13 protein-coding genes are annotated in these 25346 nt (G+C 69.4%); 7 read left to right on the top strand and 6 right to left on the bottom strand.

What is annotated here, in order from left to right; genetic code table 11:
- Positions 1 to 8: 8 nt before the first annotated feature.
- Positions 9 to 2525 (bottom strand): cation:proton antiporter, encoded by a 2517-nt coding sequence (locus tag J2850_RS09685; protein ID WP_209981031.1) that lies wholly within the window; start codon positions 2523 to 2525, stop codon positions 9 to 11.
- A gap of 147 nt (positions 2526 to 2672) precedes the next feature.
- Complete coding sequence (locus tag J2850_RS09680) at positions 2673 to 3587, bottom strand: LysR family transcriptional regulator (RefSeq protein WP_209981029.1); 915 nt, start codon at positions 3585 to 3587, stop codon at positions 2673 to 2675.
- Positions 3588 to 3818: 231 nt separating this feature from the next.
- Between J2850_RS09680 and clpB the strand changes: the two genes are divergently transcribed.
- The 4 genes from clpB to J2850_RS09660 all read left to right on the top strand — a co-directional run bounded on the left by clpB (position 3819) and on the right by J2850_RS09660 (position 9877).
- The gene (clpB, locus tag J2850_RS09675; protein WP_246512948.1) at positions 3819 to 6524 is read left to right on the top strand and encodes an ATP-dependent chaperone ClpB; all 2706 of its coding nucleotides are present in this window, start codon (positions 3819 to 3821) and stop codon (positions 6522 to 6524) included.
- A gap of 356 nt (positions 6525 to 6880) precedes the next feature.
- Entirely contained in the window at positions 6881 to 7666 is a 786-nt protein-coding gene (locus tag J2850_RS09670; protein ID WP_209981026.1) for an SDR family oxidoreductase, read from the top strand.
- Positions 7667 to 7691: 25 nt separating this feature from the next.
- Positions 7692 to 9074, top strand: coding sequence for an aminodeoxychorismate synthase component I (pabB, locus tag J2850_RS09665; RefSeq protein ID WP_209981024.1), 1383 nt, complete (start codon positions 7692 to 7694; stop codon positions 9072 to 9074).
- A complete protein-coding gene (locus J2850_RS09660) occupies positions 9071 to 9877 on the top strand; it encodes an aminotransferase class IV (protein WP_209981023.1) in 807 nt (268 codons plus the stop codon). The genes pabB and J2850_RS09660 overlap by 4 nt, the downstream gene beginning before the upstream one ends.
- 31 nt (positions 9878 to 9908) lie before the next feature.
- Here the strand turns inward: J2850_RS09660 and J2850_RS09655 are convergent, their stop codons facing one another.
- Entirely contained in the window at positions 9909 to 12479 is a 2571-nt protein-coding gene (locus tag J2850_RS09655) for a hybrid sensor histidine kinase/response regulator (RefSeq protein WP_246512947.1), read from the bottom strand.
- Positions 12476 to 15511: a CheR family methyltransferase gene (locus tag J2850_RS09650; RefSeq protein ID WP_307354334.1), complete on the bottom strand. Its 3036-nt coding sequence runs from the start codon at positions 15509 to 15511 to the stop codon at positions 12476 to 12478. Before J2850_RS09650 ends, J2850_RS09655 begins: the two co-directional genes overlap by 4 nt.
- Before the next feature lie 379 nt (positions 15512 to 15890).
- On the opposite strand from J2850_RS09650, the gene J2850_RS09645 reads away from it, so the two are divergent.
- Positions 15891 to 17936 carry an NAD(+) synthase gene (locus J2850_RS09645; RefSeq protein ID WP_209981021.1) on the top strand — a complete coding sequence of 682 codons (2046 nt, stop codon included), beginning with the start codon at positions 15891 to 15893 and terminating at the stop codon, positions 17934 to 17936.
- A gap of 9 nt (positions 17937 to 17945) precedes the next feature.
- On the opposite strand, the gene J2850_RS09640 is transcribed toward J2850_RS09645, so the two are convergent.
- Complete coding sequence (locus J2850_RS09640; RefSeq protein ID WP_246512946.1) at positions 17946 to 19028, bottom strand: hypothetical protein; 1083 nt, start codon at positions 19026 to 19028, stop codon at positions 17946 to 17948.
- Positions 19029 to 19065: 37 nt separating this feature from the next.
- The gene (locus J2850_RS09635) at positions 19066 to 20346 is read right to left on the bottom strand and encodes an NAD(P)/FAD-dependent oxidoreductase (protein ID WP_209981018.1); all 1281 of its coding nucleotides are present in this window, start codon (positions 20344 to 20346) and stop codon (positions 19066 to 19068) included.
- A gap of 168 nt (positions 20347 to 20514) precedes the next feature.
- On the opposite strand from J2850_RS09635, the gene J2850_RS09630 reads away from it, so the two are divergent.
- A complete protein-coding gene (locus J2850_RS09630; protein ID WP_209981016.1) occupies positions 20515 to 21858 on the top strand; it encodes a glutamine synthetase family protein in 1344 nt (447 codons plus the stop codon).
- 630 nt (positions 21859 to 22488) lie between these two features.
- Positions 22489 to 25332, top strand: a complete 2844-nt coding sequence (locus tag J2850_RS09625; RefSeq protein ID WP_209981013.1) for a UbiA family prenyltransferase — start codon at positions 22489 to 22491, stop codon at positions 25330 to 25332.
- The last annotated feature ends 14 nt before the right edge of the window (positions 25333 to 25346 follow it).

The raw sequence follows: 25346 nt of genomic DNA, 5'->3' as shown, positions 1-25346 counted from the left end.
CCGTCCGGTCAGCTCACCGCCGGGACGGCCGGGGACGACTGGGTCGGCTGCCGGCGCGCCTCGGCGACCGCCTGGATGTGGGCACGCAGGTCCGCGTCCTTCTGCACCAGCCGGCGGAAATCCTTCTCATCAAGGACCAGCAGTTGGCAATAGCCGAGCGCACGCACGTCGGCATTGCGCCGCTGGCGCGTCAGCAGCGCCATCTCGCCGAAGAAGTCGCCGGTGCCGAGCTTCACCGGTTCCGCCAGGTTGGGCACCAGCACCTCGACGGCGCCGGAGGCGATGAAGAACATGGCGTCGCCGCGCTCGCCGCGCCGGACGATGGTCTCGCCGGGCAGGGCGAGCTGGGCGCGCAGCAGCGTGGCGATGGTCGCCACCCGCTCCGCCGGCAGGTCGGCGAACAGTGGCACGCGGCGCACCAGCTCCGCCACGTCGAAGCGGACGTCCAGCCTGGGCAGCCGTTCCAGCACGCGGCGGCGCTGGTCGAGGTCGCGCTCCAGGTCGGACAGCACCTCCTGGCTGATGATCGACTCCGCGTGCATGGCCCGGTATTCCGCCTGCTCCAGCCGCAGCGCGGCCCGGCCGACATAGCGGCTCTGCAGCACGACGGCATAGTCGGGATATTGCAGCTTCAGCGCCGACAGCGCCTGTTCGACGATGCCGAGCCGGCCGACCAGCAGCCCTTCCAGCTCGAACGCCACGTCCTGGCCGAGGACGCGGGCCAGGCGGTCGCGGGTGAAGGCGAGCAGCTCGCGCAGGACGGTGCGCACGGCGACCAGCACCTCGAAGCGCATCGACAGGCGGCGCGCCAGCGGCCGATGGATGCCGAAGCGGCGCTGCAGCCAGCTCGCCACCCGCATCCAGGGCGAGAAGGCGATGAAGGGCTCCTCGAAGGCGCGGTAGCCGTTCCGGCCATGGGTCTTGACCGCGTCGAGCAGCCGGCTGGAGCGCCCGGCCAGCATCTCCATCACCGCGCGCGACACCACCCCTTCGGAGAAGTGGGCGTAATAGAGCTCTTCCTCGCGGTTGGCCAGGATCACCAGCCCGATGGTCACCCGGTCCTCGTCGGTCAGGGCGGTTTCCTCGTGCCGTTCCTGGTCGATCCGCTTCAGCCGCTCCTCGTAGCGCGCCACCATCACGTCCTTGACCACGGCATCGACCTCGTAGGTCTTGGCGACGGCGGCGACGCGGTCGCGGATGGTGTCGGTGGACAGGGCCAGCGCCCGGTTGCGCATGGCGCGCTCGACCGGAGTGAGCTCGTCCAGCCTCAGCACGCCGATCAGCCAGCGCAGCGTCGTGCCGTTGACGAACAGCGTGACGAAGACGAAGCCTGTGACCATGACGGCGATGAAGCTCTGCACCCGGTCGGCCACGCGGAAATTCTCGGTCACCGCCAGGGCCAGCGTCAGCGACACCGCCCCGCGCAGGCCGCCCCACAGCATCACCGCCTTGTAGGAGTGGCTGACCTGCTGCGCCAGCCCGGCCCAGGACAGCAGCGGCAGCAGGCCGAACAGCACGACGCCACGGGCGGCGAAGGCGGCGGCGACGACGACCAGCACCAGCCCGACCTCGGCCCAGCCGGCGTCCGCCATCAGCCGCGGCACCAGGATGGCGGTGAGCAGGAAGATCATCGAATTGGCCCAGAAGCCGAGCTGCTGCCAGACATGCTCCAGCGCCCCCCAGGTGGCGGGGGAGATGCGGGTACGCCCGACCGAGCCGATCACCAGCGCCGCCGTGACCACCGCCACCACGCCCGACGCGCCGACATAATGGTCGGCCAGGACGTAGGACAGGTAGGCCAGGGCCACTGTCAGCGTGATCTCCGCCATCGGCTGGTTGCGCACCGGCTCGACCAGCATGCAGGCGATGCGGCCGCAGACATAGCCGGTGACCACCCCGCCGGCAAAGTCGCGCAGGAAATCCAGCGCCGCCGCCCCGGCCCCGCCCTGGGCCTTGCGCGTCAGCATCTCCAGCAGCAGCGTGAACAGCGCGATGGCGGCCGCGTCGTTCAGCAGGCTCTCGCCCTCGACCAGGGTGGTCAGGCGCCGCGGCGCGCCGAGGTCGCGGAAGATGCCGATGACCGCCGCCGGGTCGGTGGAGGCGACGATGGAGCCCAGCAGCAGGCAGGCGACCAGCCCAAGCGAGGTGAACAGGCTGACGGCATAGCCGACGGCGAAGGTGCAGACGAACACCGCGACCACCGCCATCAGCAGGATCGGCCCCAGATCGTCGAACAGCCGCCGCACGTCGACCGCCAGCGCCGTCTCGAACAGCAGGATCGGCAGGAAGACGTGCATCAGCACGTCGGACGAGACGTCCAGCTCGGCCAGCGAGGCGAGGAAGTCGTGGAACGGCCCCTTGCCGGGCATGCCGGCGAAGGTCTGGATCACGGCTCCCAGCGCGACGCCGACCCCGGCCAGCAGCACCGTATAGGGCATCCGGAAGCGGGCGGCGAGCGGCGGCAGGAAGCTGACGAGGGCGAGAAGCCCCGCGACGCCGAGGACTTGGATGACGATGTCGTGCATGGTTCCACGGGGGGCGGCTGCGGCGTGGGCTGCACGGTATCGCCGCATTCCGGCGGTATCAAGGCCGTGGACCGGGCATCTCTGCGGCAAAAATGGTCCCTTGTAAAATCCCTGTGGCAACCCCTCCGGATGAGCGTGGAACGGAGGTCACCGCCAGCCGCCGTCGACCGTCAGCTCCGCCAGGATGCCGCGCAGGATGCCGTGCGCGGCCCGCGCCGCCACCGTCATCGGCCGGGCGGCCGCATGGGCGAGCATGATGCTGCGGTCGATCTGCGGGTCGGCGATCGGCAGCCCGGCCAGCCGCCCCGCGACCGTGCCGTAGCGGGCCACCCGCTCCGACAGCACCGTGTAGCCGCAGCCCTCCGCCACCAGCGCCTTGATCTGTTCCAGCGCGTCGATCTCCATCACCACGTTGACGGCGCCGCGGGCGAGCAGGGCGGCATGCTCGACCTCCTCCCGCACGCCGTGCGGCCTGCCGGGCAGGATGAGCGGCAGGGCGAGCGCCTCGGCGAAGGGGATGGCGGCCCGGTCGCGCAGCAGCGGGTCGTCGGCCGGCCCCACCAGATGCAGCTTTTCCCGTGCCACCGGCTCGGTTTCCAGCCCGGCCATGTTCCTGGTGCCGAAGACCAGCGCAAGGTCGAGCTGGCCGGACAGCATCCATTCCAGCATATGGCCGGATAGCCCTTCCACCACGCGCAGTTGGATCTGCGGGTGGGCGCGGCGCACAGCCAGCGCCAGCGGCACCGTCAGCACCGGCCCCAACGAGGTCGGGATGCCGACGGTCGCCGGCCCGGCCGGCACCGCCTCGACCGCGCGCACCTCGTCACGCAGGCCGTCCACAGCCTGGACCAACGCCGCCGCCCTCTGGGCCAATCGCCGTCCGCTCTCGGTCGGCACCACCCCGCGGGCGGTGCGCAGCAGCAATTGGCAGCCGAAATCCTCTTCCAGCCGCTTCAGGTGCAGGCTGAGCGCCGGCTGGGCGACGTGCAGCGCCTCCGCCGCACGGGAGATCGAGCCCTGTTCCACGATGCCCAGGAAATAGCGAAGCTGCCGCAGGTCCATGGTACCGTCCCGCCACCGATAACGCGGCTGTATGAAGGCGGGGGAAGGGATCGGCTGTCAATATGGCCCGAACGGGGCACGCGGGCCCTGGCCGGCACCCCTCTTGATCGGGCACGCCACGTTAACCATTTCTTCGATGAAGCCGCTGGCGGCCGCGCATCGAGCGGGCCGGAAGGGGGCTTCTCCCGCGCCGGATCGCTGGGCGGGACACCAGGATACACGGAGTGCCGGATGGACTTCGGTCAATTCACCGACCGCGCGCGCGGTGTCATTCAGGCCGCGCAGATCGCCGCCCTCGCCGAGCGGCACCAGCAGCTTCTTCCCGAACATCTGCTGAAGGCGCTGATGGAGGACGCCAGCGGCGTCGCCTCGCGCCTGGTGCGCGACACCGGCGGCGATCCCGACCTGCTGAAGAGCGCGACCGAGGAGCAGCTCTCCCGCGCACCGGTGCAGCCGGGTGCCGACCAGGGGCCGCAGCCGCTCTACATGTCGCCGGCGCTGGCCGCCGTGCTGCAGGGTGCCGTTTCCGCGGCGCGGACCGGGGGCGACCGTTTCGTCACCGCCGAGCGGCTGCTGGAAAGCCTGGCCCGCCAGAGCGGACCGCTGCGCGCGCTGTTCCGCCGTGCCGGCATCGATGCCGACGCTCTGGCCGCCGCCGCCGATGCCCAACGCAAGGACCATCCCGCCGATAACGAGGCGGAGACGACCGCCGGCGAGGCGCTGGCCCGCTATACCCGCGACCTGACCGAGGAGGCGCGCCAAGGCCGGCTTGATCCGGTCATCGGCCGTGACGACGAGATCCGCCGCACCATCCAGGTGCTGGCGCGCCGCACCAAGAACAATCCCGTTCTGATCGGCGACCCCGGCGTCGGCAAGACCGCGGTGGTCGAGGGGCTGGCGCAGCGCCTTGCCTCCGGCGACGTGCCGGAGGGCCTGAAGGACCGCCGCGTGCTGGCGCTCGACCTGACGGCGCTGCTGGCCGGCGCCAAGTTCCGCGGCGAGTTCGAGGAGCGGCTGAAGTCGGTTCTGGCCGAGGTGCAGGAGGCCAACGGCCGCATCATCCTGTTCATCGACGAGCTGCACACGCTGATCGGGGCCGGGCGCACCGACGGGGCGATGGATGCCGCCAACATGCTGAAGCCGGCGCTTGCGCGCGGCGAGCTGCGGTGCGTCGGCGCCACCACCCCGGACGAGTACCGCAAATACATCGAGAAGGACGCCGCCCTGGCCCGCCGCTTCCAGCCGGTGACGGTGGACGAGCCCTCGGCCGACGACGCGGTGTCGATCCTGCGCGGCATCAAGGGCAAGTACGAGGTGCACCACGGCGTACGCATCGCCGACGCGGCGGTGGTCGCGGCGGTGTCCCTGTCCTCGCGCTACATCGGCGACCGCCGGCTGCCGGACAAGGCGATCGATCTGGTCGACGAGGCGGCGAGCCGCCTGCGCATGGCCATCGACAGCAAGCCCGAGGCGCTCGACGCCGTCGACCGCCGCGTCGCCCAGTTGAAGATCGAGCGCGAGGCGCTGAAGGCCGAGCCGGACGTGGCCTCGCAGGAGCGCCTGCATGCGCTCGAAGGCGAACTGGTCGAGGCGGAAGCCCGCCAGTCCTCGATGGAAGAGGAGTGGCGCGCCTCGCAGTCGCGGCGCACCGAGGGCCGTCGCCTGAAGGAGGAGCTGGATCAGGCCCGCACCAAGCTGGAGCGCGCGCAGCGTGACGGCGACTGGGCCAAGGCCGGCGAACTCGCCTATGGTGTGGTCCCCGACCTGGAGAAGCGTCTGGCGGACGCCGAATCCCGCGCCAGCACCGAGCGTGACGAGGTGACGGCCAAGGACATCGCCGCGGTCGTCACCCGCTGGACCGGCATCCCGGTCGAACGGATGCTGGAAGGCGAGCGCCAGCGGCTGAAGGGCATGGAGGACAAGCTGGGCGAGCGCGTGGTCGGCCAGAAGGAAGCCGTCCGCGCGGTCGCCAAGGCGGTTCGGCGCGCCCGCGCCGGGCTGAAGGATCCCGGCCGGCCGACCGGCTCCTTCCTGTTCCTGGGGCCAACCGGCGTCGGCAAGACCGAGCTGGCCAAAGCGCTGGCCCAGTTCCTGTTCGACGATGAGACGGCGATCACCCGCCTCGACATGTCGGAGTACATGGAGAAGCACACCGTCAGCCGCATGATCGGCTCGCCGCCGGGCTATGTCGGCTATGACGACGGCGGGTCGCTGGCCGAGCGCATCCGGCGCAAGCCCTATCAGGTCGTGCTGCTGGACGAGGTGGAGAAGGCGCATCCCGACGTGCTGAACGTCCTGCTGCAGGCACTCGACGATGGGCGGCTGACCGACGGCCAGGGCCGGACCGCCGACTTCCGCCATGCCATCCTGATCATGACCTCCAACCTGGGGGCCGAGGCGCTGAGCGCCTTGCAGGACGACGAGGACATGGCCGGCGCCCGGGTCGAGGTGATGGACGCCGTGCGCAAGGCCTTCCGGCCGGAGTTCCTCAACCGGCTGGACGACGTGCTGATCTTCCGCCGGCTGGGCCGCGACCAGATGGCGCGGATCGTCGACATCCAGCTCGCCCGCGTCAACGAGCGGCTGGCAGAGCACAACGTCACGCTGGTCGCCGATGACGCGGCCAAGCGGCGGCTGGGCGACCTCGGCTGGGATCCGGCCTTCGGTGCCCGCCCGTTGAAGAGGGCGATCCAGGGGCTGGTCGAGGATCCGATCGCCGAGCGCCTGCTCGACGAGGAGGTTGACGGCAGGACCATCATGGCCCTGTCCGTGGTGGACGGCCGCCTGGCGCTCGACGGCACCGTGGTCGAGGAAGACCGCGCCCACGGCTTCAAGGCGCCGGAGCGTCCGCCGCTCGGCTTCGCCCTGTCGGCGGTGCCGTCCGCCGTTCCCGCCGCCGTGCCGGCCGGTGCGGGGCGTGAAGCCTCGGTGCACTAAGGGGGCTTCGGCGAGGGGGCTTCGGCCCCCTTCTTTCCCGACCCTGGTGACCTGCGGCGCCGCTTTTCCCCGAGTGGGGGAGAGCGGCGCCGCAGTCATTTGGGGAAGGCGGGTTCAGGGCACCGGTCCGTCGGGGCCGACGGTTACCGCCACGCAAATTCCTGTTCGTCGCGGATCACCTGTCTGGCCGACCGTCCGGGACCATGGACGGTGAAGAGCGCCCGCGTGCCGTCGTCCGGTGCGTCCCGTCCCGCCTCAAGCCACATCCACGGCGCAACCCGCCGGCGGGCAAAAGGCTGCCCAGTTGGTCGGCTGCTCTGGTAAACCATTCCCTGTTCCAACAGATGGGGGCAGACATGGCCGCGACACTTCCTCCCTACCTGTCGACGTTCTCGCTTGCCGGACAGGTGGCGCTCGTCACCGGGTCCGGGCGTGGGCTGGGCCTTGAGATTGCCCGCGCTCTGGCGGGATCCGGGGCGCATGTGCTGCTGAACGGCCGCACCGCCGCGCCGCTGGAGGCCGGCGCTGCGGACATCGCGGCGGCCGGCGGCACCGCTTCGGTGCTCGCCTTCGACGTGTCGGACCGGGCGGCGGCACGGGCCGCCTTCGCACGGATCGGGCGCGAGCATGGCCGGCTCGACGTGCTGGTCCAGAATGTCGGGCAGCGCAACCGGAAGCCGCTGACCGAGCTGTCCGACGACGAGATTTCCACGCTGCTCGATGTCGATCTGGTTTCCGGCCTGATCCTGTCGCGCGAGGCGGCACGGCTGATGCTGCCGCGCGGCTATGGCCGGATGATCGCCGTCACCTCGGTCGCCGGGCAGATCGCGCGGGCCAACGATGCGATCTATACCGCCGCCAAGGCCGGCCTTGCCGGCATGGTGCGGGCGCTCGCCGCCGAATACGGGCCGCATGGCCTGACCAGCAATGCCATCGCTCCCGGCTTTTTCGCCACCGAAACAAATGCGGCGATCGCTACGGATCCGGAACGGGGTGCTTATTTCGCCAACCGCACGCCGTTGCGCCGTTGGGGCCGGCCGGAGGAGATCGCCGGTGCCGCGGTGTTCCTTGCCTCGGCCGCCGCCAGCTACGTCAACGGCCATGTCCTGGTCGTCGACGGCGGCGCCACCATCTTGATGTGAGCGCCCCTGCCATCCGGGCACGCCCATGCTGACCATATCCATTTCCTGCGGCGACCCAGCCGCCCTGTTCCGGCACTTTGCCGCCGAACCCTGGGCGATGCTGCTCGACAGCGCGGCGCCACACCCGCTGCACGGCCGCCACGCCTATATCGTTGCGGAACCGGTCCGGACAATCGAGGCCGTGGGCAGCCAAGTCATGCTGGATGGCGCGCCGGTGGGAGGGGACCCTTTCGACCTGCTCGCCACGGCGCTGGCCGCATGGCCGGCACCTCCAGGCGGGCCGGTGCCCTTCACCGGCGGGGCAGTCGGCCTGATCGGCTACGAAGCCGGAACGGCACTTGAGGGCATACGCTCGCGTCACCGCAATCCTGGCGGCCAGCCGGACATGGCGATCGGGCTTTACGACGTCGTCGCCGCCTTCGACCGGCAGGAACGGCGCGCCTGGGTCATCGCCGCCCGCCCGGAGGCGGAGGCCCGCGCCCGCCGGATGGCCGAACGGTTGTCCGTGGCACCACCGGACCCCTCGGCCGGCCCGTCCCCGATCCGATGGCGGTCGGAACTGGCGCGCCCCGATTATCTCGCCCGGGTCGGGCGGGTGCTGGAATATATCCGCGCCGGGGACATCTACCAGGCGAACTTCACCCAGCGCTTCCTGGCCGAGGCCGACGCACGCGCCGATGCCTATGCGTTGTACGAGCGGCTGCGCCGCCTGAGCCCGGCCCCCTTCGCCGCCTTTCTCAATTGCGGCCCGCGCCTTCAGGTCGTCGGCGCCTCGCCGGAGCGCTTCATCCGCCTCGGTGCCGATCGCCGCATCGAGACGCGGCCGATCAAAGGCACCCGTCCGCGCCATGCCGATCCTGCCGCCGACGCGGCGGCGGCGGCCGAGCTGGTGGCCAGCGTGAAGGACCGGGCGGAAAACCTGATGATCACCGACCTGCTGCGCAACGACCTCGCCCGCGTCGCGGAGATCGGCAGCGTCAAGGTCCCGGTGCTCTACGGGCTGGAAAGCTTCGCAAGCGTCCATCACCTGGTCTCGGTGGTCACGGCGCGGCTGCGTCCCGGGCTGGGGCCGGTCGACCTGCTGCGCGCCGCCTGCCCCGGCGGCTCGATCACCGGCGCCCCCAAGATCCGCGCCATGGAGATCATCGACGAGTTGGAGGTCGCCCGCCGCGGCGCCTATTGCGGCAGCGTGGTGTGGATCGGCTTCGATGGGGCGATGGACAGCAACATCGTCATCCGCACCCTGTCGGTGACGCCGGACGCGGTGATCGCCCAGGCCGGCGGCGGCATCGTCGCCGATTCCGACCCGGCGGCGGAGTATGACGAGATGCGCATCAAGATCAGGCCGCAACTGCTGGCGGTCGGTGACCTGCCGGCGGGCGGTTCGGCGGGGGAGGGCCGGGCATGACGGTCTGGCTGAACGGGAGTCTGGTCGCATCGGGTGCGGCGTGGATCGATCCGGCCGACCGAGGCTTCACCCTCGGCGACGGGCTGTTCGAGACCATCCGCGTCAAGGATGGCGCGCCGTGCCACCTGCCGCGCCATCTCGACCGGCTGGCGGCCGGCGCCGCCCTGCTGCACCTGCCACTGCCGCACGACGCTGCCGTTCTGGCAGCCGGGATGAGGGCGCTGGTTGCCGCCCACGACGTCGCCGACGGGGCGCTGCGCCTGACCCTGTCGCGCGGCACCGGCGCCCGCGGCGTCCTGCCGCCGGCCGATGCTCGTCCGACGCTGCTGATGACGCTCGTCCCGGCGGGGCACCTGACCAGCCCGGTGCATGCGGTGATCGCCGGCTGCACCCGCCGCAACGAGCATTCGCCGCTGTCGCGGCTGAAATCCCTGAACTATCTCGATTCCATCCTGGCGCGGCAGGAGGCGGCGGCGCGGGGCGGCGACGAGGCGCTGCTGCTGAACGGGGCCGGCCGGCTGGCGGAATCCAGTGTCGCCAACCTCTTCCTGGTGATCGGCGGCCGCATCCTGACCCCACCGGTGTCCGATGGCGCCCTTCCCGGCATCCGCCGCGCGCTCGTCATCGACCGGCATGGCGCGGAGGAAGCGCCGCTCGGTCCCGACGACCTCGCCCGTGCAGAAGAGGCGTTCCTCACCAACAGCCTGAGCCTGAGGCCGCTCGTATCCGTCGACGGCCACCCCATCGGAGCCGGGCATGGTGGCCCGGTCCTCGCAACACTGCTGGAGGATGCCGAACTGTGACGGGCCGCCCGCAGGCGGCGGGCAGAGCCGGTCACCCCGCCAATGCCGCCGTCAGCGTCTCGCGCAGGCGGGTCGGCTGGATGGGCTTGTGCAGCAGGGCGCATTGGGCGCTCGCCGCCTCGCGCAGCCGGTCGGCGGAGGTGTCGCCGGTGAGCAGGACGCCCGGCACGTCGCGCGACAGGCGGCGGCGAACCATGTCCATCACCATCAGGCCGGTGGTGCCCGCCGGCAGCCGGTAGTCGGCGAGGATCAGGTCCGGGGCTTCTCCGGCGTCGAGCAGCTCGTCGGCCTCGGTGCCGCTGCCGGCCTCGACCACGCGATAGCCCCACTCCTCCAGCATCAGGGCCAGCGCCATCCGGATGACCGCGTCGTCCTCCACCAGCATCACCAGGCGGTCCCCGCCGGCCGTCTCTCCATCGGCATCTCCGTCCCTGCGGTCTGCCTGGCGGGCGCCGTCCGCATCCTGGCCGGACATCGGCAGGCGGACGATGAAGCGGCTGCCGCGGCCGAGCGACGAGGTCACGTCGATGCTGCCACCCAGCATGGTGATCATCCGGCGGGCAAGGCTCAGCCCCAGACCCAGCCCTTCGCGGCGGTCCCGGGCGGCATTCCCGACCTGGAAGAAGTCCTGGAAGATGAGGTCGATGTGCTGGTCGGCGATGCCGATGCCGCTGTCCCACACCTCGATCTGGATTTCGCCGTCCCGCCGCCTGGCACCGAAGAGCACATGGCCCCTGGGGGCGTAGCGCAGGGCGTTGGCGAGCAGGTTGCGCAGTGCGCGCTCCAGCAGGCCGGGATCGGTTGAAATCGTCAGCGGCGGCGCCACCACGCGCAGGCGCTGTCCGCCCGTCTCAGCGAGCGGTGCGAACTCCGCCTCCAGCCGCGTCATCAGCGCGCGGAGGTCGACCGGCGCCGGAACAGCGGTCACGAGCCCTGCCTCAAGCCGCGATATGTCGAGCATACCGTCCAGCATGCCGCCCAGGCCGCCGAGCGAGGAATGGACCTGTTCGGCCAGCCGGCGTGCGCCGTCGGGCAGCGCCTGCTTCAGCATCAGGTCGGACAGCAGGAGCAACGCCTGCACCGGCTGCCGCAGGTCGTGGCTCGCGGCGGCCAGGAAGCGTTCGCGGGCATCCAGTGCCACGTTCAGTTCGCGCTCCAGCGCCTTGACCGCGGTGACGTCGGCGACGCTGCATACCACCGCTTCCACCGTGCCGTCCGCGTCGGTCACCGGATGGCTGGAAACCCGCAGCCACCGGGTCGGGCCGCCGGCCTCCTCGCCTTCCACGACGCCGATGATGCGCTCCACCACCGGCCTGCCGCCCGCCGCCTCCGCTGCCGGAGGCAGTCCGGCCAGGCGGTTGCCGTTGGCATCGATGAAGCGGCGGCCGGCCGTCGTCTGCGCCGCCGGGCGGGAGTCCCCGAATGCCGGCGCCGTGGGGTCAAGCAGCGGTCGCGCCGGTCCCGCCAGGAGCTGCTCGGCCATGGCGTTGGCCAGCAGGGGCGTGCCGTCGACCGCGGTCATGGCGAGCGCATCGTGCAGCGACTGCACCAGCACCCGGTGACGGCGTTCGCTGAGCGTCAGGGCCAGTTCGGCCGCCCGTCGCGCGGTGACGTCGCGCAGGGAGATGACGGCGCCCAGGATGCGGTCCTCGGGCGGGCCGATGTGCCTGTCGGGCGCCATCATCGGCGAGATGCCGACCTCGACCAGCCGGTAGGTCCCGTCCGGCCGGCGCAGTCGTTCGCAGGCGATGCGGCGTGGCCGTCCGTCGGTCAGCGCCAGCGCCAGCGCGCGCGCGGCGCCCCCTTCCGCCGAAGTGTCCCAGGCCGCCCCGTTCCTTTCCTCGCCGGGCAGCGGGCCGGCCAGCAGATCGGAAGGCGGGCGACCGATCAGATCAAGGTCGAGCTGCCCGGTCAGGTCGGTCGCCGCCGCGTTGACGAACCGGATGCGGCCGTCGGCATCCACTCCAAGGATGCAGTCGCGGACCGACTGAAGAATGTGGTGGTAATCGGCACGCGCGCGTTCGGCGTCGTCGCGCGCCTGCTGCACCTCGCGCAGCCAGGCGTTCCGCTCGGTCAGGTCGGTGACGGTCAGCAGCACGTCGCCGCGCTCGCCGTCATCAAGGGCGACGGTACGGGCATCCGTCAGCCCGTCGATCACCGTTCCGCGCGGTCCGACGAAGCGGAATTCCTGACGGGTCCATTCCCCGGTCTCGCGCAACCGGGACAGCGCGGTGAACATGCGGCCGTGGTCGAGGCTGTCGACCAGCAGGGTCAGCGGGCGCCCCTTCAGCCGAAGCATGGGCAGGCCGAACTGGTGTTCCGCGGCGGCATTGGCCTCGCCGACGATGCCGGCGGCGTTGACGGCCAGGCAGGCGAGGGGCACCGACTGGAAAAGCTGGAGATACTGCAGGCGCGACGCCTCCAGGGCCTGCTGGGCGCTGCGCAGTTCCTCGTTCTGGATCTCGAGTTCCGCCTGATGGACGTAGAGTTCGTGCAGAAGCTCCTTCATCGAGGTGGCGGTCATGTCGGCAGCCTCGAAATGGCCGTCGGTCAGGGCGCTTTCGGCTCGGCGCCGCAGGCCGCGGGACGGATCGTCGGTCATCGTTCGCCCCCATCGCCTGCATCGGCCCGCCCGCCGGACAGCCGAAGTTCCATCTGCTTGCGGTTGGTGATGTTGATGTGGCTGACGACGATGCCGCCGTCATGGTCGTTCAGGCGGGTGGCATGCATCAGGAACCAGCGCTGCTCGTTCGGTGAATGGCAGGGGTATTCGAAGGTGAAGTCCTCGGCGTCGCCGTCGAGGAGGCGGCGCAACCCGTCATGCACCGCGCGGGCGACCTCGTTGCCGGTGTCCGGCGACAGGCAGACATCCAGGTAATTGGTGCCGACACCGCAGCGCTCCGCGGCCGGGGCGCCATTGCGTTCGGCAAAGTTGCGCCAGGCGGCGTTGACCATGACGATGTGGCCGTCGCGGTCGGTAACGGCGATGTGCTCCGGCAGGCTGTCGAGCACGCTCTGAACCCGTTCCTCGGCCTGCTTGGTGGCGGTGACGTCGACGAAGGTCACCACCACGCCGACCACCTGGTTCTTGTCGGTCAGGTAAGGCAGGATCCGCGTCAGCACCCAGCGGCCGTCGCGGACCCGCACATGGCGGACCACCGGCTCATGCTGGACGAACACCGCCCGGATGTCCGCCAGGAAGCCGGGATAGTCGATGTTCGTGGACAGGTGCGAGATCGAGCGGCCGATGTCGCGGGGAATGATGTTGATGAAGCCGGCCGCCGCGGGGGTGAAGCGGCGGATGACGAAGTCGCCGTCGAGGAACACGGTGCCGATCTCGGTGGAGCGCAGCAGGTTGTCGAGGTCGTTGGTGATTTCCGTCAGCTCCTCCACCTTCGCCTGGTATTCGGCGTTGACGGAGTAGAGCTCCTCATTGACCGACTGCAGCTCCTCGTTCGTGCTCTGCAGCTCCTCATTGGAGGCGAGCAGTTCCTCGTTGGTCGCCTGCAGTTCCTCGTTGGCGGTTTCCAGTTCCTCGATCGTCGCCTGCAGGTTCTCGCCCCGCGACGTCAGCTCCTGTTCGAGCCCGCGGATGCGCTCGGCGACGTCGGCGGTGAGGTCGAAGTCGGAGTCCGGCATCTGCAGCATCGGCGCGTTGGCACGATCCAGGACGACGAGGGCGAGCCGGCGGCCGGTCTTGCGGGCGGTGAAGGGCTGGACGCGCAGGCTGATGGCGGCGACGCCCTCGCGGTCCTTCACCGGGATGTTCGACAGCGAGAACTCCTCGCCCGACCGGAAGGCGCGGTTCAGCGCGGTTCCGGTGACCATCGAGACGGAGGAGGGCAGCAGCTTCAGCACGTTCAGGGTGGCCTCGCCGGCCGGCACCTTCAGCAGGGAGGACGCGTCGCCGAAGACATGCATGATGTTGAGCTGTTCGCTGACCAGCAGGCAGGGCGGCACGTAGGCCTTCATCAGGGCGCCGATCGCCTCGTCGATGGCCGCCCCGTCCTCGGTCGCATTGTGCGCGCCATCGTCGCCGTGGCGTGCCGGCGGTGCGGCCACCGTCGGCACCAGCAGCCGCGACAGCCGGAAGGAGCCGGCACGCAGGCTCTGGTAGATCTTGTTCCGGCTGTCGATCGTGTGGAAGTCGCTCTGGAGGTCGCCCAGCGTCTCGCTGGTGCCGAGGAACAGGAAGCCGCCCTGCCGCAGCGCGTACTGGAACAGGCTCAGGACCTTGCGCTGCAGCGGCTGGTCCATGTAGATCAGCAGGTTGCGGCAGCTCAGCAGGTCGATCTTGGTGAAGGGCGGGTCGCGCATGATGTTGTGCGCGGCGAACACGACCATGCGGCGGATGTCGCGCGAGACCGTGTAGGTGTCGCCGTGCGCGGTGAAGTAGCGCGACAGCCGGTCCTGGGACACATCCTCGGCGATGGTGCGGGGATACTCGCCAAGGCCCGCCTGCTCGATGCTGTCCTGGTCGATGTCCGTGGCGAAAATCTTGACGTCGATGCTGCGGCCCATCCGTTCCTGCGCCTCGGCGAACAGGATGGCGATCGAATAGGCCTCCTCGCCGCTGGCACAGCCGCAGACCCAGACGCGCACCATGTCGGTCGGGCTGCGGTTGGCGAGAAGGCTGGGGATCACCTTCTCGGCCAGCACGCGGAAGGCGGCCTCGTCACGGAAGAAGCGGGTGACCCCGATCAGCATCTCCTTGTAGAGGCTGACGGTCTCGGCGCTGTTCCTTCGCAGCAGCGCCGCATAATCGTCCATCGATTCCAGCCCGGCGCCCTGCATCCGCCGTTCGATCCGCCGCAGCAGGGTGGCGAGCTTGTAATGCGAGAAGTCGACGCCGGTGACCGACCGGATCACGGCGATGATCTGGCCCAGCGGGTCGCCATACTCGTCGCGCGTCCGTTTGTCCGGCAGCGGACGCGCGCGGGCCAGTGCCCGCCGCGCATGTTCGATCAGCCGCCTCGGCAGCTCCTCCGGCGGCAGGTTGGCGTCGATCTTCCCGGTGGCCAGCGCACTGCGGGGCATGCCGTCGAACTGCGCGGTCTCCGGCAATTGAACCGCGGTGAAGCCGCCGGCCGACTTGATCGCCATCAGGCCGCGGGTGCCGTCCGATCCGGTGCCCGAGAGGATGACGCCGAGGGCCAGCGGTCCCTGGTCGCGCGCCAGTGCCGTCAGGAAGATGTCGATCGGCAGGCTCATCCCGCTTCCGGCATCCTTGACGGTCAGCCGCAGCCGGCCATCCTCGATGCTGAGATGCTTCGCCGGGGGCAGCAGATAGACCGTGTTGCGCTGCACCGGCACGCCGTCGGTGGCCTGCACCACGTCCATCGCCGTGTGCTTGGCCAGCAGGTCGACCATCAAACTCTTATGGACGGGAGACAGGTGCTGAACCACGACATAGGCGAGGTCGCTGTCGCCGGGGACCGCATCGAAGAAGCGTTGCAACGCCTCCAGCCCGCCGGCGGAGGCACCGATGCCGACGATGCAGCAGGGAGGTTCCGGCCGCGGCTCCTCGGCCGGCTGCCCGTCAGCCGAACCGGCCGCCGGAGAAGCTTCCGACTCAAGATCACGCGGGTCCGCGGGGTCGGGATCTGGATGCGTGACCGGGATGTCCGATGGCACGGTGTGAAACGAGTCCCTGTGACGTAGGCTGGGCAATGCTGCTCCTGGCTATAACCAACCATGTTCGTTCGGTCAACTTAGCTAAGGTTTCCACACAGCCGAACTGCCTAAGATTCAATTGGCGCTTCCGATGGTTCCGATCGATTTGACCTTCGTTTTATATCGAATGCTCAGGACTCGGCCGGCAAACCGCCGGCATGCCGGTCTCGGCTGCAGAACGGCCTGGGACGGTTGCGCCGAAAGGCCGGGTACGGCGGGACTGACGCTGGCGAAAATCCTGCTATGTTTGCTGTATGGGCGACCGGCCGGCACCCTGCGCCCCGCCGCGCATGCCGGGCGGAACGAGCATACGGGTCGTAAACGGCAGCAGGGACGGGTCATGGGCTTCACATCGATCTATCGGCACGGATTTGCGCGGGTGGCCGCCTGCACGACCCGCTGCATGCCGGCCGATCCGGCGGCCAATGCCGACGCGGTGCTGGACGTGGCGCGCGCCTGCCACGACAAGGCGGTGGCGGTGGCCCTGTTTCCGGAACTGGCGCTGTCCGGCTATGCCATCGACGACCTGCTGATGCAGGATCCGCTGATCGACGCGGTGGCGCGGGCGGTCGAGCGGATCGTCGTCGCCTCGGCCGACCTGATGCCCCTTCTGCTGGTTGGCGCCCCGCTGTTGCACCAGGGGCGGCTCTACAACACGGCGGTCGTGATCCACCGCGGCCGGCTGCTCGGCGTGGTGCCGAAGATCCACCTGCCGAACTACCGGGAGTTCTACGAGCGCCGCTGGTTCGCCTCCGGCGCCGGGACCGAGGGCGGTACGATCCGCATCGGCGGCTTGACCGCACCATTCGGACCCGACCTGCTGTTCACCGCGGAGGACCAGCCCGGCCTCGTCGTCCATGCCGAGATCTGCGAGGATCTGTGGGTGGCGGTGCCGCCGAGCGCCATGGCGGCGCTGGCCGGCGCGACGGTGCTGGCCAACCTGTCGGCCAGCAACATCACCATCGGCAAGTCGGACACCCGCCGTCTGCTCGCCAAATCGCAGTCGGCCCGCTGCCTGGCGGCCTACCTGTATTCGTCCGCCGGTACGGGAGAGTCGACGACCGACCTCGCCTGGGACGGCCAGACCTCGATCTTCGAGAATGGCGAGCTGCTGGCGGAAACCGATCGCTTTCCCGACGGCGCCCAAATGGCGGTGGCCGACGTCGACCTCGACCTGCTGCGGCAGGAACGGCTGCGCATGGGCAGCTTCGACGACAACCGCCGCTGGAGCGGCGGGCCGGCGGGCGGCTTCCGCAGCGTCGGCTTCCAGCTCGATCCGCCGGCCGACGATGTCGGCCTGCTGCGCGTGGTCCCGCGCCTGCCCTTCGTTCCCGCCAACGCCGAGCGGCTGGAGCAGGACTGCTACGAAGCCTACAACATTCAGGTCGCGGGGCTGGTGCAGCGGCTGCGCGCCACCGGCATCCAATCGGTGGTGATCGGCGTCTCGGGCGGGCTGGACAGCACCCATGCGCTGATCGTCGCCGCCCGCGCCATGGATCGGCTGGGACTGCCGCGCGCGGGCATCCGCGCCTACACCATGCCGGGCTTCGGCACCAGCGAGGGCACAAAGTCGAACGCCTGGCGGCTGATGACGGCGCTTGGCGTCACGGCGCAGGAACTCGACATCCGTCCGGCCGCCAACCAGATGCTGGCGGACATGGACCACCCCTATTCGCGGGGAGAGCCGGTCTACGACGTCACCTTCGAGAACGTGCAGGCCGGCCTGCGCACCGACTACCTGTTCCGTCTCGCCAACCAGCACAACGGCATCGTGCTGGGCACCGGCGACCTGTCGGAACTGGCGCTCGGTTGGTGCACCTATGGCGTCGGCGACCAGATGTCCCACTACAACGTCAATGCCGGCGTGCCGAAGACGCTGATCCAGCACCTGATCCGCTGGGTCGGCCGCACCGGCCAGTTCCAGCAGGAGGTGTCGCAGACGCTGGACGCCATCCTGAAGACGGAGATTTCCCCGGAGCTGGTGCCGGCCGGTTCCGACAAGGCGCTGCAGAGCTCCGAGTCCGTGGTCGGACCTTACGAGCTGCAGGACTTCACCCTGTACTATGTGCTGCGTTACGGCTTCCGCCCGGCGAAGATCGCCTTCCTGGCCCGCCATGCCTGGTCGGACGCCGGAACGGGCGACTGGCCGGAGGGCTTCCCGCTGGAGAAGCGCCGCGCCTACAGCCCGGCCGAGATCCGCGACTGGCTGCGCGTCTTCCTGCGTCGCTTCTTCGGTTTCAGCCAGTTCAAGCGATCCGCCATGCCGAACGGCCCAAAGGTGACCCCCGGCGGCTCGCTGTCGCCCCGCGGCGACTGGCGCGCACCGTCGGACGGCAACGTGCGCGTCTGGCTGGATGAGCAGGAACGGGAGGTTCCGGCAGAGTAAGGGAGGGCCTTACCCCCGTTTCCACACCGTGGTTTCGATGTAGCGGCTGGCCAGGAAGCGGTAGGTCTGCTTCTGGAGCTGCTCGACCTGGGCCGAGCGCTCCATCGAGACGGAGTCCCAACCGGTCAGCAGCTCCTCCCACTCCAGCAGCTTGGCGCGCAGGTCGTCACGGATCTTGCGGATGAACTGCACGGTGGGATGGAAGTTGCGCAGCGCACCGACGATGTCGCCGGTCTGGGCGTCGGCCTGGTCGAAGATCATGTCGTATTCGCGCAACGGCTTGCGGATCAGCCCCTGCATGCGGTTGAGTTCCGAGCAGAAGGTGCGGTCGGTGCGGTAGATGGTTGCCAGCTTGGCCATGCTGCCGTCGATCCGGCGGATGTGCTTGAAGCGGTCGCGCAGCGCCTCGATGTAGGACAGCTCCTGCGCCAGGTCGTCGATGCGGTCGCTGAGATATTGTTCGGGGTTGTTGGTCAGCTTCAGGCGCTCGGCGATCTTGCCCAGGCCGAGCTTCATCCGGTCCTTGGTCTGCGGGTCCTCCACGAGCTGCTCAAGCTCGTCGATGTCCGATACGATGACCTCGTTGCCGGTGACCGACGAGACGATCTGCATGGTGAGGCGCCCCTTGGCGATGATCCGGTGCCTGTCGTCCACCGACCAGGAGGCCCGCCCGTCCAGCAGCTCCCCGGGGATCTCCTCGCCGGGCCGGATGCGCTTCACGAAGGCCAACCCCTGTTCGATGATCTCCAGCAGGCGGGCGTCGTGGGTGCCCTCCTCGATCTGGAAGGATTCCATGAGCGTGGGGAAGGCCAGCGCCGCCTTCAGGTCGCCCAGCAGGATGTTCAGAACCGGCTCCTTGCTGTTCGGCTCCTGGCAGAAGAAGGCGCCGGGCAGACTGAAGACCTTGTGCTGGAAATCGAAATGCGTGTCCCGCATCGGCTGGGCGAGCGCATCCTCCTTGGCGGCCCGTTCCGCGGCGTCCTGGTCTTCCCTGGACGGCTTCTCCACGGACGGCCCTTCGACGGGCGGCCCCCCGGCCGGAGGCTCCGGCGGATTGTCGGCAGGGTGGTCGCTGCTGGGAAGATCGGTCATGGGACGGCAGGCTCGGGCGATGGAATGCGTCCGCAGCCTACAGCAGATCCCGCAAACGGAACCACATCATTGCGAGGACAAGCGCCGGCGTGCGGAAGCGCCGTCCGCCTGGGAAGGCGTGGTGGGGCACGCGGGCGAAGACGTCGAAGCGCTCGGCGGTGCCGGCGACCGCTTCCGCCATCACCCGGCCCGCCATTCCGGCCAGTGCCACGCCGTGGCCGGAATAGCCGTGGGCGAACAGCGTGGTGGGCGACAGCCGGCCGAGATGCGGCATGCGGTTCATGGTGATCGCCACATGGCCGCCCCAGCAATGGTCGACCCGGACATCCCGCAGGCCGGGGAAGACGGTCAGCATCTTCTGCCGCATCGCCTGCTTCAGCCCCGGCGCGTCCAGTCCGGAATAGCTGACGCCGCCGCCGAACAGCAGCCGGTGGTCGGCGGAGCGGCGGAAGTAATCGAGCGAGAACTTCATGTCCGATGCCGCGATGTTGGTCGGCATCAGCGCCATGGCGCGATCCTCTCCCAGCGGCTCGGTGGCGATCATGTAGGTGGCGACCGGCATGATGGTGCGCTCGAGCCCCGGCACCGTCCGCCCCAGATAGGCGTTGCCGGCCAGGATCAGGTGCTTGGCCGTCACCGCGCCACCCGCCGTGCGGACCCGCGGCGCCGCGCCGCTGTCGATGGCCAGGGCGCGGCTGCACTCGAAGATGCGGACCCCGGCGGCGGCGGCGGCGCGTGCCAGCCCCAACGCGTAGTTCAGCGGATGGAGGTGCCCGCTTCCCTCATCGTAGAGGCCGCCGATGTAGAGGTCGCTCGCGACATGGGTGCGGATGCCGTCGCGGTCGAGGCGGCGGACCCGGTCGTAGCCGTAGCCGTCGCGCATCTCGCGTTCCAGCGCCGCCACGTCCTCCATGTGGCGGGGCTTCAGCGCGGCGAAGGCGAAGCCCCAGGTCAGGTCGCAGGCGATGGCGTGCCGTTCGACGCGGTCCGCGAGCTGGGCCTTGGCCTCTTCCCCGAAGTCCCACAGCCGGTGGGCATCCTCCTTGCCGACCCAGCCCTCGATGGTCGCCATCGGCTTGTTGTAGCCGGTGATGATCTGCCCGCCGTTGCGCCCCGACGCCCCCCAGCCGCAATGCTCGGCTTCGAGCAGGACGACGTCGTATCCGCGTTCCGCCAGTTCCAGCGCGGCGGTCAGGCCGGTGTAGCCGCCGCCGACCACGCAGACGTCGCAGGACAGCTCTCCCTCCAGCGGCGGATGGGAGGCCTGCGGGTTGGCGGAGGCGGCGTACCAGCTATCGAGATAGGTGGGCTTGGGCATGGCCGGCAGTAAGGCCCAGGCGAGCGGGGAAGGTCAACGGAAAGCCGGATATTTCACCGCCGCGCGCTGCGGAACCTCTGGCGCGGTCCGCGGGAACGGCGTCATAGTGTCGCTGTCGTCCACAGCACGGAGGGGGCTGCCCATCGTCCGGAGCGGTCCGCCATACCCATGGGTTTTATGGAAGACTTCATCAAGAAGAACCGGATTACCGAAGTCGAATGCCTGGTGCCCGACATGTCGGGCATCGCGCGGGGCAAGATCGTCCCCGCCGAGAAATTCCTCCGCATCCTGCGCGACCGCGGCCTGCGCCTGCCCGAGGCGATCTTCGTCCAGACCGTGACCGGTGAGTTTCCCGACGACGAGGACATCACCTCGGACGAGAATTCCGACATCTACATGATCCCGGACGAGCGGACGATCCGCTTCGTCCCCTGGTACGAGGAACCGACCGCCCAGGTCATCACCGATTGCGTCTATGCCGACGGCCGCCCGGTCGACGTCTCGCCGCGGCATGTGCTGAAGCGGGTGCTGGCGCTGTACGAGGAGCGCGGCTGGAAACCGGTGGTCGCCCCGGAGCTGGAATTCTTCCTGGTCCAGGTCAACAAGGACCCCGATTACCCCCTGGTGCCGCCGGTCGGCCGCAACGGCCGGATGGAGAGCGGCCGGCAGGCCTTCGGGATCGACGCCGTCAACGAGTTCGACCCGATCTTCGAGGCGGTCTACGACTTCTGCGAAACGCAGGACATCGACATCGACACCTTGACCCACGAGGCCGGGGCGGCGCAGATCGAGATCAACTTCAACCACGGCGACGCGCTGGAACTGGCCGACCAGGCCTTCCTGTTCAAGCGCACGGCGCGCGAGGCGGCGATCCGCCACCAGGTCTACGCCACCTTCATGGCCAAGCCGATGCAGGGCGAGCCCGGCAGCGCCATGCACGTCCACCAGTCGGTGGTCGACGCCGACAGCGGCCGCAACCTGTTCGCAAACCCGGACGGCACCGACAGCGCCCTGTTCCTGTCGCACATCGCCGGCCTGCAGAAGTACCTGCCTTACGCCATGCCGCTCCTGGCGCCGAACGTCAACAGCTACCGCCGGCTGGTGCCGAACTCCGATGCGCCGATCAACGTCCACTGGGGCCGCGACAACCGCACCACCGGGCTCCGCGTGCCGGTGTCGCAGCCGGACTCGCGCCGGGTGGAGAACCGGGTGGCCGGGGCCGATGCCAACCCCTACCTGGCGATCGCCGCCTCGCTCGCCTGCGGCTATATCGGCATGGTCCAGGGGCTGGAGCCGAACGACCCGATCAAGGGTTCCGCCTACCGGCTGGCCTTCACCCTTCCGCGCCACCAGAACGAGGCGCTGACCAAGTTCAACGCCTGCAAGCCGCTGAAGGAAATCCTCGGCGAGCGCTTCATCGACGCCGTCACCTGCGTGAAGGAGGCGGAGTATGAGGCCTACAACCGCGTTATCAGCTCCTGGGAACGCGAGAACCTGCTGCTGAACGTGTGACGCCGGCGCCTCTCCCGCCCGCCATAGTACCGGACATGCTGAACGGCCCGCGCATCCTGCCGCGGGCCGTTTCCTTTTCGGCATGCGCGCATGAACGCGTCTTGGGGCCGGCGGGCGGTTCGTCATGCCCGAAGCTTCATGCGGTGCTTGATCGCACACCCCGTCCGCGCGGCCGTTTCCTCTCCTTCGCTGATCGGAATGGGTAGGGTCGGGTACGATCCTGCCGATGCGGCGGAATATCCTGTCCGGTGGATGGGGTGCCCCTCGTCCATCCGTTGACATCCCTCCATCCGGCGCCCCGATTGCGCCGCCCCGTCCTTGCTGCCAAGCGTGAAAATGTGAGGCCGGCGCTAACCCGCTTATGGGCGCGTGCTTCCCGGAATCGAAAGACATCCCGGCAAATGCGGCGTGTATTTTGAGATTCAATCCAGGGCTGCCGCGATAGTGCGGCAGTCACGGCTGATGCCCTCAAGACTCCCCAAGACCCCCATGTGTTGTCTTCTTTGATAATCGTCAAGTCTGTCGACGAATTTCGGCAATGAACCGGCGTGATCCGCCTCTTCCTGCCCAGATTTCACATTGCGCGAACCAACCGCCTCATTCGCTTTCCCAATCGATGGACGACCCTGCATGAGCATGCATCCAGCGACCCTGTCCGTCCCCGCAAGTTCGCGAAGCGCGAGTTGGGTCCAGCGCAGGGTGGCCGTCGCCCTGCTGTTCATCCTGGTGACCACCGGTGCGCTCGGGCTCACGCTGCACCGGCTCGGCCAGCCCAGCAACCTGACCGACATCCAGAACCTGTTCGTCCTGGAAAATCCCGACCTGATCCCGACGGATTCCTGGGATCCGATGATCGCCGCGCTGGGATGGCTGCACGAGCATCCGGGCGAGAACGTCTATGACGGGGTGTTCTTCCAGCAGCACATCAAGTTCCAGTATCCGGTGACCTCGCTGCTGCCGCTGGAGGCGATGCGTGCGGCGGGGCTGCTGACCCTCCATGCCTTCTCCCGGATCAACCTGCTGCTGGTGATGGCCACGGCGGCCGGCATGGCGATCCTGATGCTGGAGCTGGCGGCTAGGCTGAAGCTGCCCGGCGCCCGCGACGACCGGACGACGCAGTTCCTGCTCGGGGGCCTCGGCTTCACGGCCACGCTGTGCTTCTACCCGGTGCTGAAGGCGTTCTCGCTTGGGCAGGTGCAGGTCTGGCTGAACGCCGCCTTCGTCTTCGCCTGCGTCGCCCTGCTGCGCGACCGGCGGGCGCTGTGCGGCGCCCTGCTGGGCGCCTCCACGCTGATGAAGCCACAGATGTCGCTGTTCCTGGTGTGGGCGGTGGTTCGCGGCGACTGGCGCATGGCGGCGGGATGGGCGGCCGTGGTGGTGCCGGGCGTGGTGCTGGCGGCGCTGCTCTACGGGATCGCTCCGCTGGTCGACTATCTCGACGTGCTCCTGTTCATCGGTCGGCACGGCGAGAGCTACTACGTCAACCAGACCGTCAACGGACTGGTCAACCGCCTGCTGCACAACGGCAACAACCTGGACTGGTCGGCCGAGAGCTTCGCCCCCTATCACCCGGTCGTGCACGCGGCGACCCAGGTTTCCGGCCTTTTCTTCGTTCTTCTCGGCCTGCTGTGGCGCCGCCGCGAGGTCGGGAGCGAGCGCATCGGCGCCTTCGTCTTCGCGGGCGTCTGCTTCACCGTCGGGTCGCCCGTCGCCTGGGTGCATCACTTCGGCGTGCTGCTGCCGGCCTTCGCGCTCGGCTTCCTCGGCCTGATGGAATCCGGCGTCCGGCGCCCCGCAGCCGCGGTGGCGATCCTGTGCGTCGCCTATTTCCTTGCCGGCAACCTGCTGTTCTGGCCGGTCAACCGGATGGCGGACACGCCGCTGAACGTCCTGCAATCCTACCTTTTCGCTGCGACGCTGCTGCTGCTCGGCCTGCTCTACGACCTTGCCGGCCGTCATGACCGCGCCGCCGTTCCCCTGCGCGCCGCTCCCGCGGCGGAAGCCGAGCCGGTGCTGACCGCCACCGCGATTGCGCCGCCGGCAGCGTCCGGCGCGGAGCCGCCGCTGTTCGTCGACCTGGACGGCACGCTGCTGAAGACCGACCTGCTGTACGAATCGCTGTTCGGCCTGATCAAGGCCCAGCCATGGACGGCGCTGCTGGTTCCGCTATGGCTGGCGGGCGGCAGGGCACGGCTGAAGGGGGAACTGGCACGGCGGGTCGAGATCGACCCTGCCTCCCTGGTCTACAACCCGGCGGTGCTGGAGCGCCTGGAGAGGGAGCGCCACCGCGGCCGGCGGCTGGTGCTGGCCACCGCCGCGCACCACCGCTACGCCGACGCGATCGCCCGCCATCTCGGCCTGTTCGACCAGGTGCTGGCCAGCAACGACGCCCTCAACCTGAAGAGCGAGCGCAAGTTCGAGGCGATCCGCGCGCAGGCGCCGTCGGGGGTCTTCGACTACATGGGCAACGACGAGGCGGACTTCGCCATCTGGCGCGCCGCGCGCCACGGCATCGCGGTGGAGGCGGCGCCGGCGGTGATCCGGCATGCAGGCACGCTCTGCCCGCTGGAGACCATCTCCACGCCGCGGCGGTCGCGTCCGCTTTTGATCCTGCGTGCGCTGCGCGTGCACCAGTGGCTCAAGAACCTGCTGGTCTTCGTGCCGCTGCTGGCCGGGCAGAAGCTGGGCGATCCCGAGGCGACCCTGCGGGCCGTGCTCGCCTTCGTCGCCTTCGGCCTGTGCGCGTCGAGCATCTACGTGCTGAACGACCTGCTCGACCTGCCGGCCGACCGCCGCCACCCCCGCAAGCGGCGCCGGCCCTTCGCCTCGGGCGACCTGCCGCTCGACCTCGGCCTGCTGCTGATCCCGGCGCTGCTGGCGGCCAGCGCCGCCCTGTCGATCCTGGCGTTGCCGCCGCTGTTCCTGGCGGCGCTGGCCGCCTATGCCGCCTCCTCGCTGTTCTACAACCTCTTCGCCAAGAACCGCGTGGTCTGGGACGTGATGCTGCTGGCCGGCCTCTATTCGCTGCGCGTGCTGGGCGGGGCGACCGCGACGGCGATCGTCCCGTCCTTCTGGCTGCTGGCTTTCTCGATGTTCCTGTTCCTCAGCCTGGCGATGGTGAAACGCTATTCCGAAATGGACAGCATGATGAAGCTGGGGCTGGAGCAGGCGGAGGGCCGCGGCTACCTGACGGCAGACATGCCGGTGCTGCAGTCGATCGGCGTGTCCAGCGGCTTCCTGTCGGTGCTGGTGATGGCGCTCTACATCAACAGCCCCGAGGTCGGCATGGTCTACGACCGGCCGCAGGCGTTGTGGATCATCTGTCCGCTCCTGCTTTTCTGGATCGGGCGGGTGTGGCTGCAGACCCATCGCGGGCAGATGCACGACGACCCCGTCGTCTTCGCCGCGCGCGACAAATGGAGCATCGTCATCGGCGTGATCTGCGCCGTCGTGCTCGAGGTCGGCCGCACCTGAACGCGCCGGCCCGT

The organism is Azospirillum picis (genome assembly GCF_017876115.1).
Classification (GTDB): domain Bacteria; phylum Pseudomonadota; class Alphaproteobacteria; order Azospirillales; family Azospirillaceae; genus Azospirillum; species Azospirillum picis.
Note: the sequence above shows the minus strand (reverse complement) of the source record. Positions and strands in the feature narration are given on the sequence as shown.

Excerpts from the sequence above, each read along its gene's own strand:
- J2850_RS09625 (WP_209981013.1), top strand. The coding sequence starts at position 22,489 with ATGAGCATGCATCCAGCGACCCTGTCCGTCCCCGCAAGTTCGCGAAGC.
- J2850_RS09640 (WP_246512946.1), bottom strand. The coding sequence starts at position 19,028 with ATGACCGATCTTCCCAGCAGCGACCACCCTGCCGACAATCCGCCGGAG.
- J2850_RS09670 (WP_209981026.1), top strand. The coding sequence starts at position 6,881 with ATGGCCGCGACACTTCCTCCCTACCTGTCGACGTTCTCGCTTGCCGGA.
- J2850_RS09635 (WP_209981018.1), bottom strand. The coding sequence starts at position 20,346 with ATGCCCAAGCCCACCTATCTCGATAGCTGGTACGCCGCCTCCGCCAAC.
- J2850_RS09685 (WP_209981031.1), bottom strand. The coding sequence starts at position 2,525 with ATGCACGACATCGTCATCCAAGTCCTCGGCGTCGCGGGGCTTCTCGCC.
- J2850_RS09630 (WP_209981016.1), top strand. The coding sequence starts at position 20,515 with ATGGGTTTTATGGAAGACTTCATCAAGAAGAACCGGATTACCGAAGTC.
- J2850_RS09660 (WP_209981023.1), top strand. The coding sequence starts at position 9,071 with ATGACGGTCTGGCTGAACGGGAGTCTGGTCGCATCGGGTGCGGCGTGG.
- clpB (WP_246512948.1), top strand. The coding sequence starts at position 3,819 with ATGGACTTCGGTCAATTCACCGACCGCGCGCGCGGTGTCATTCAGGCC.
- J2850_RS09680 (WP_209981029.1), bottom strand. The coding sequence starts at position 3,587 with ATGGACCTGCGGCAGCTTCGCTATTTCCTGGGCATCGTGGAACAGGGC.
- pabB (WP_209981024.1), top strand. The coding sequence starts at position 7,692 with ATGCTGACCATATCCATTTCCTGCGGCGACCCAGCCGCCCTGTTCCGG.
- J2850_RS09655 (WP_246512947.1), bottom strand. The coding sequence starts at position 12,479 with ATGACCGACGATCCGTCCCGCGGCCTGCGGCGCCGAGCCGAAAGCGCC.
- J2850_RS09645 (WP_209981021.1), top strand. The coding sequence starts at position 15,891 with ATGGGCTTCACATCGATCTATCGGCACGGATTTGCGCGGGTGGCCGCC.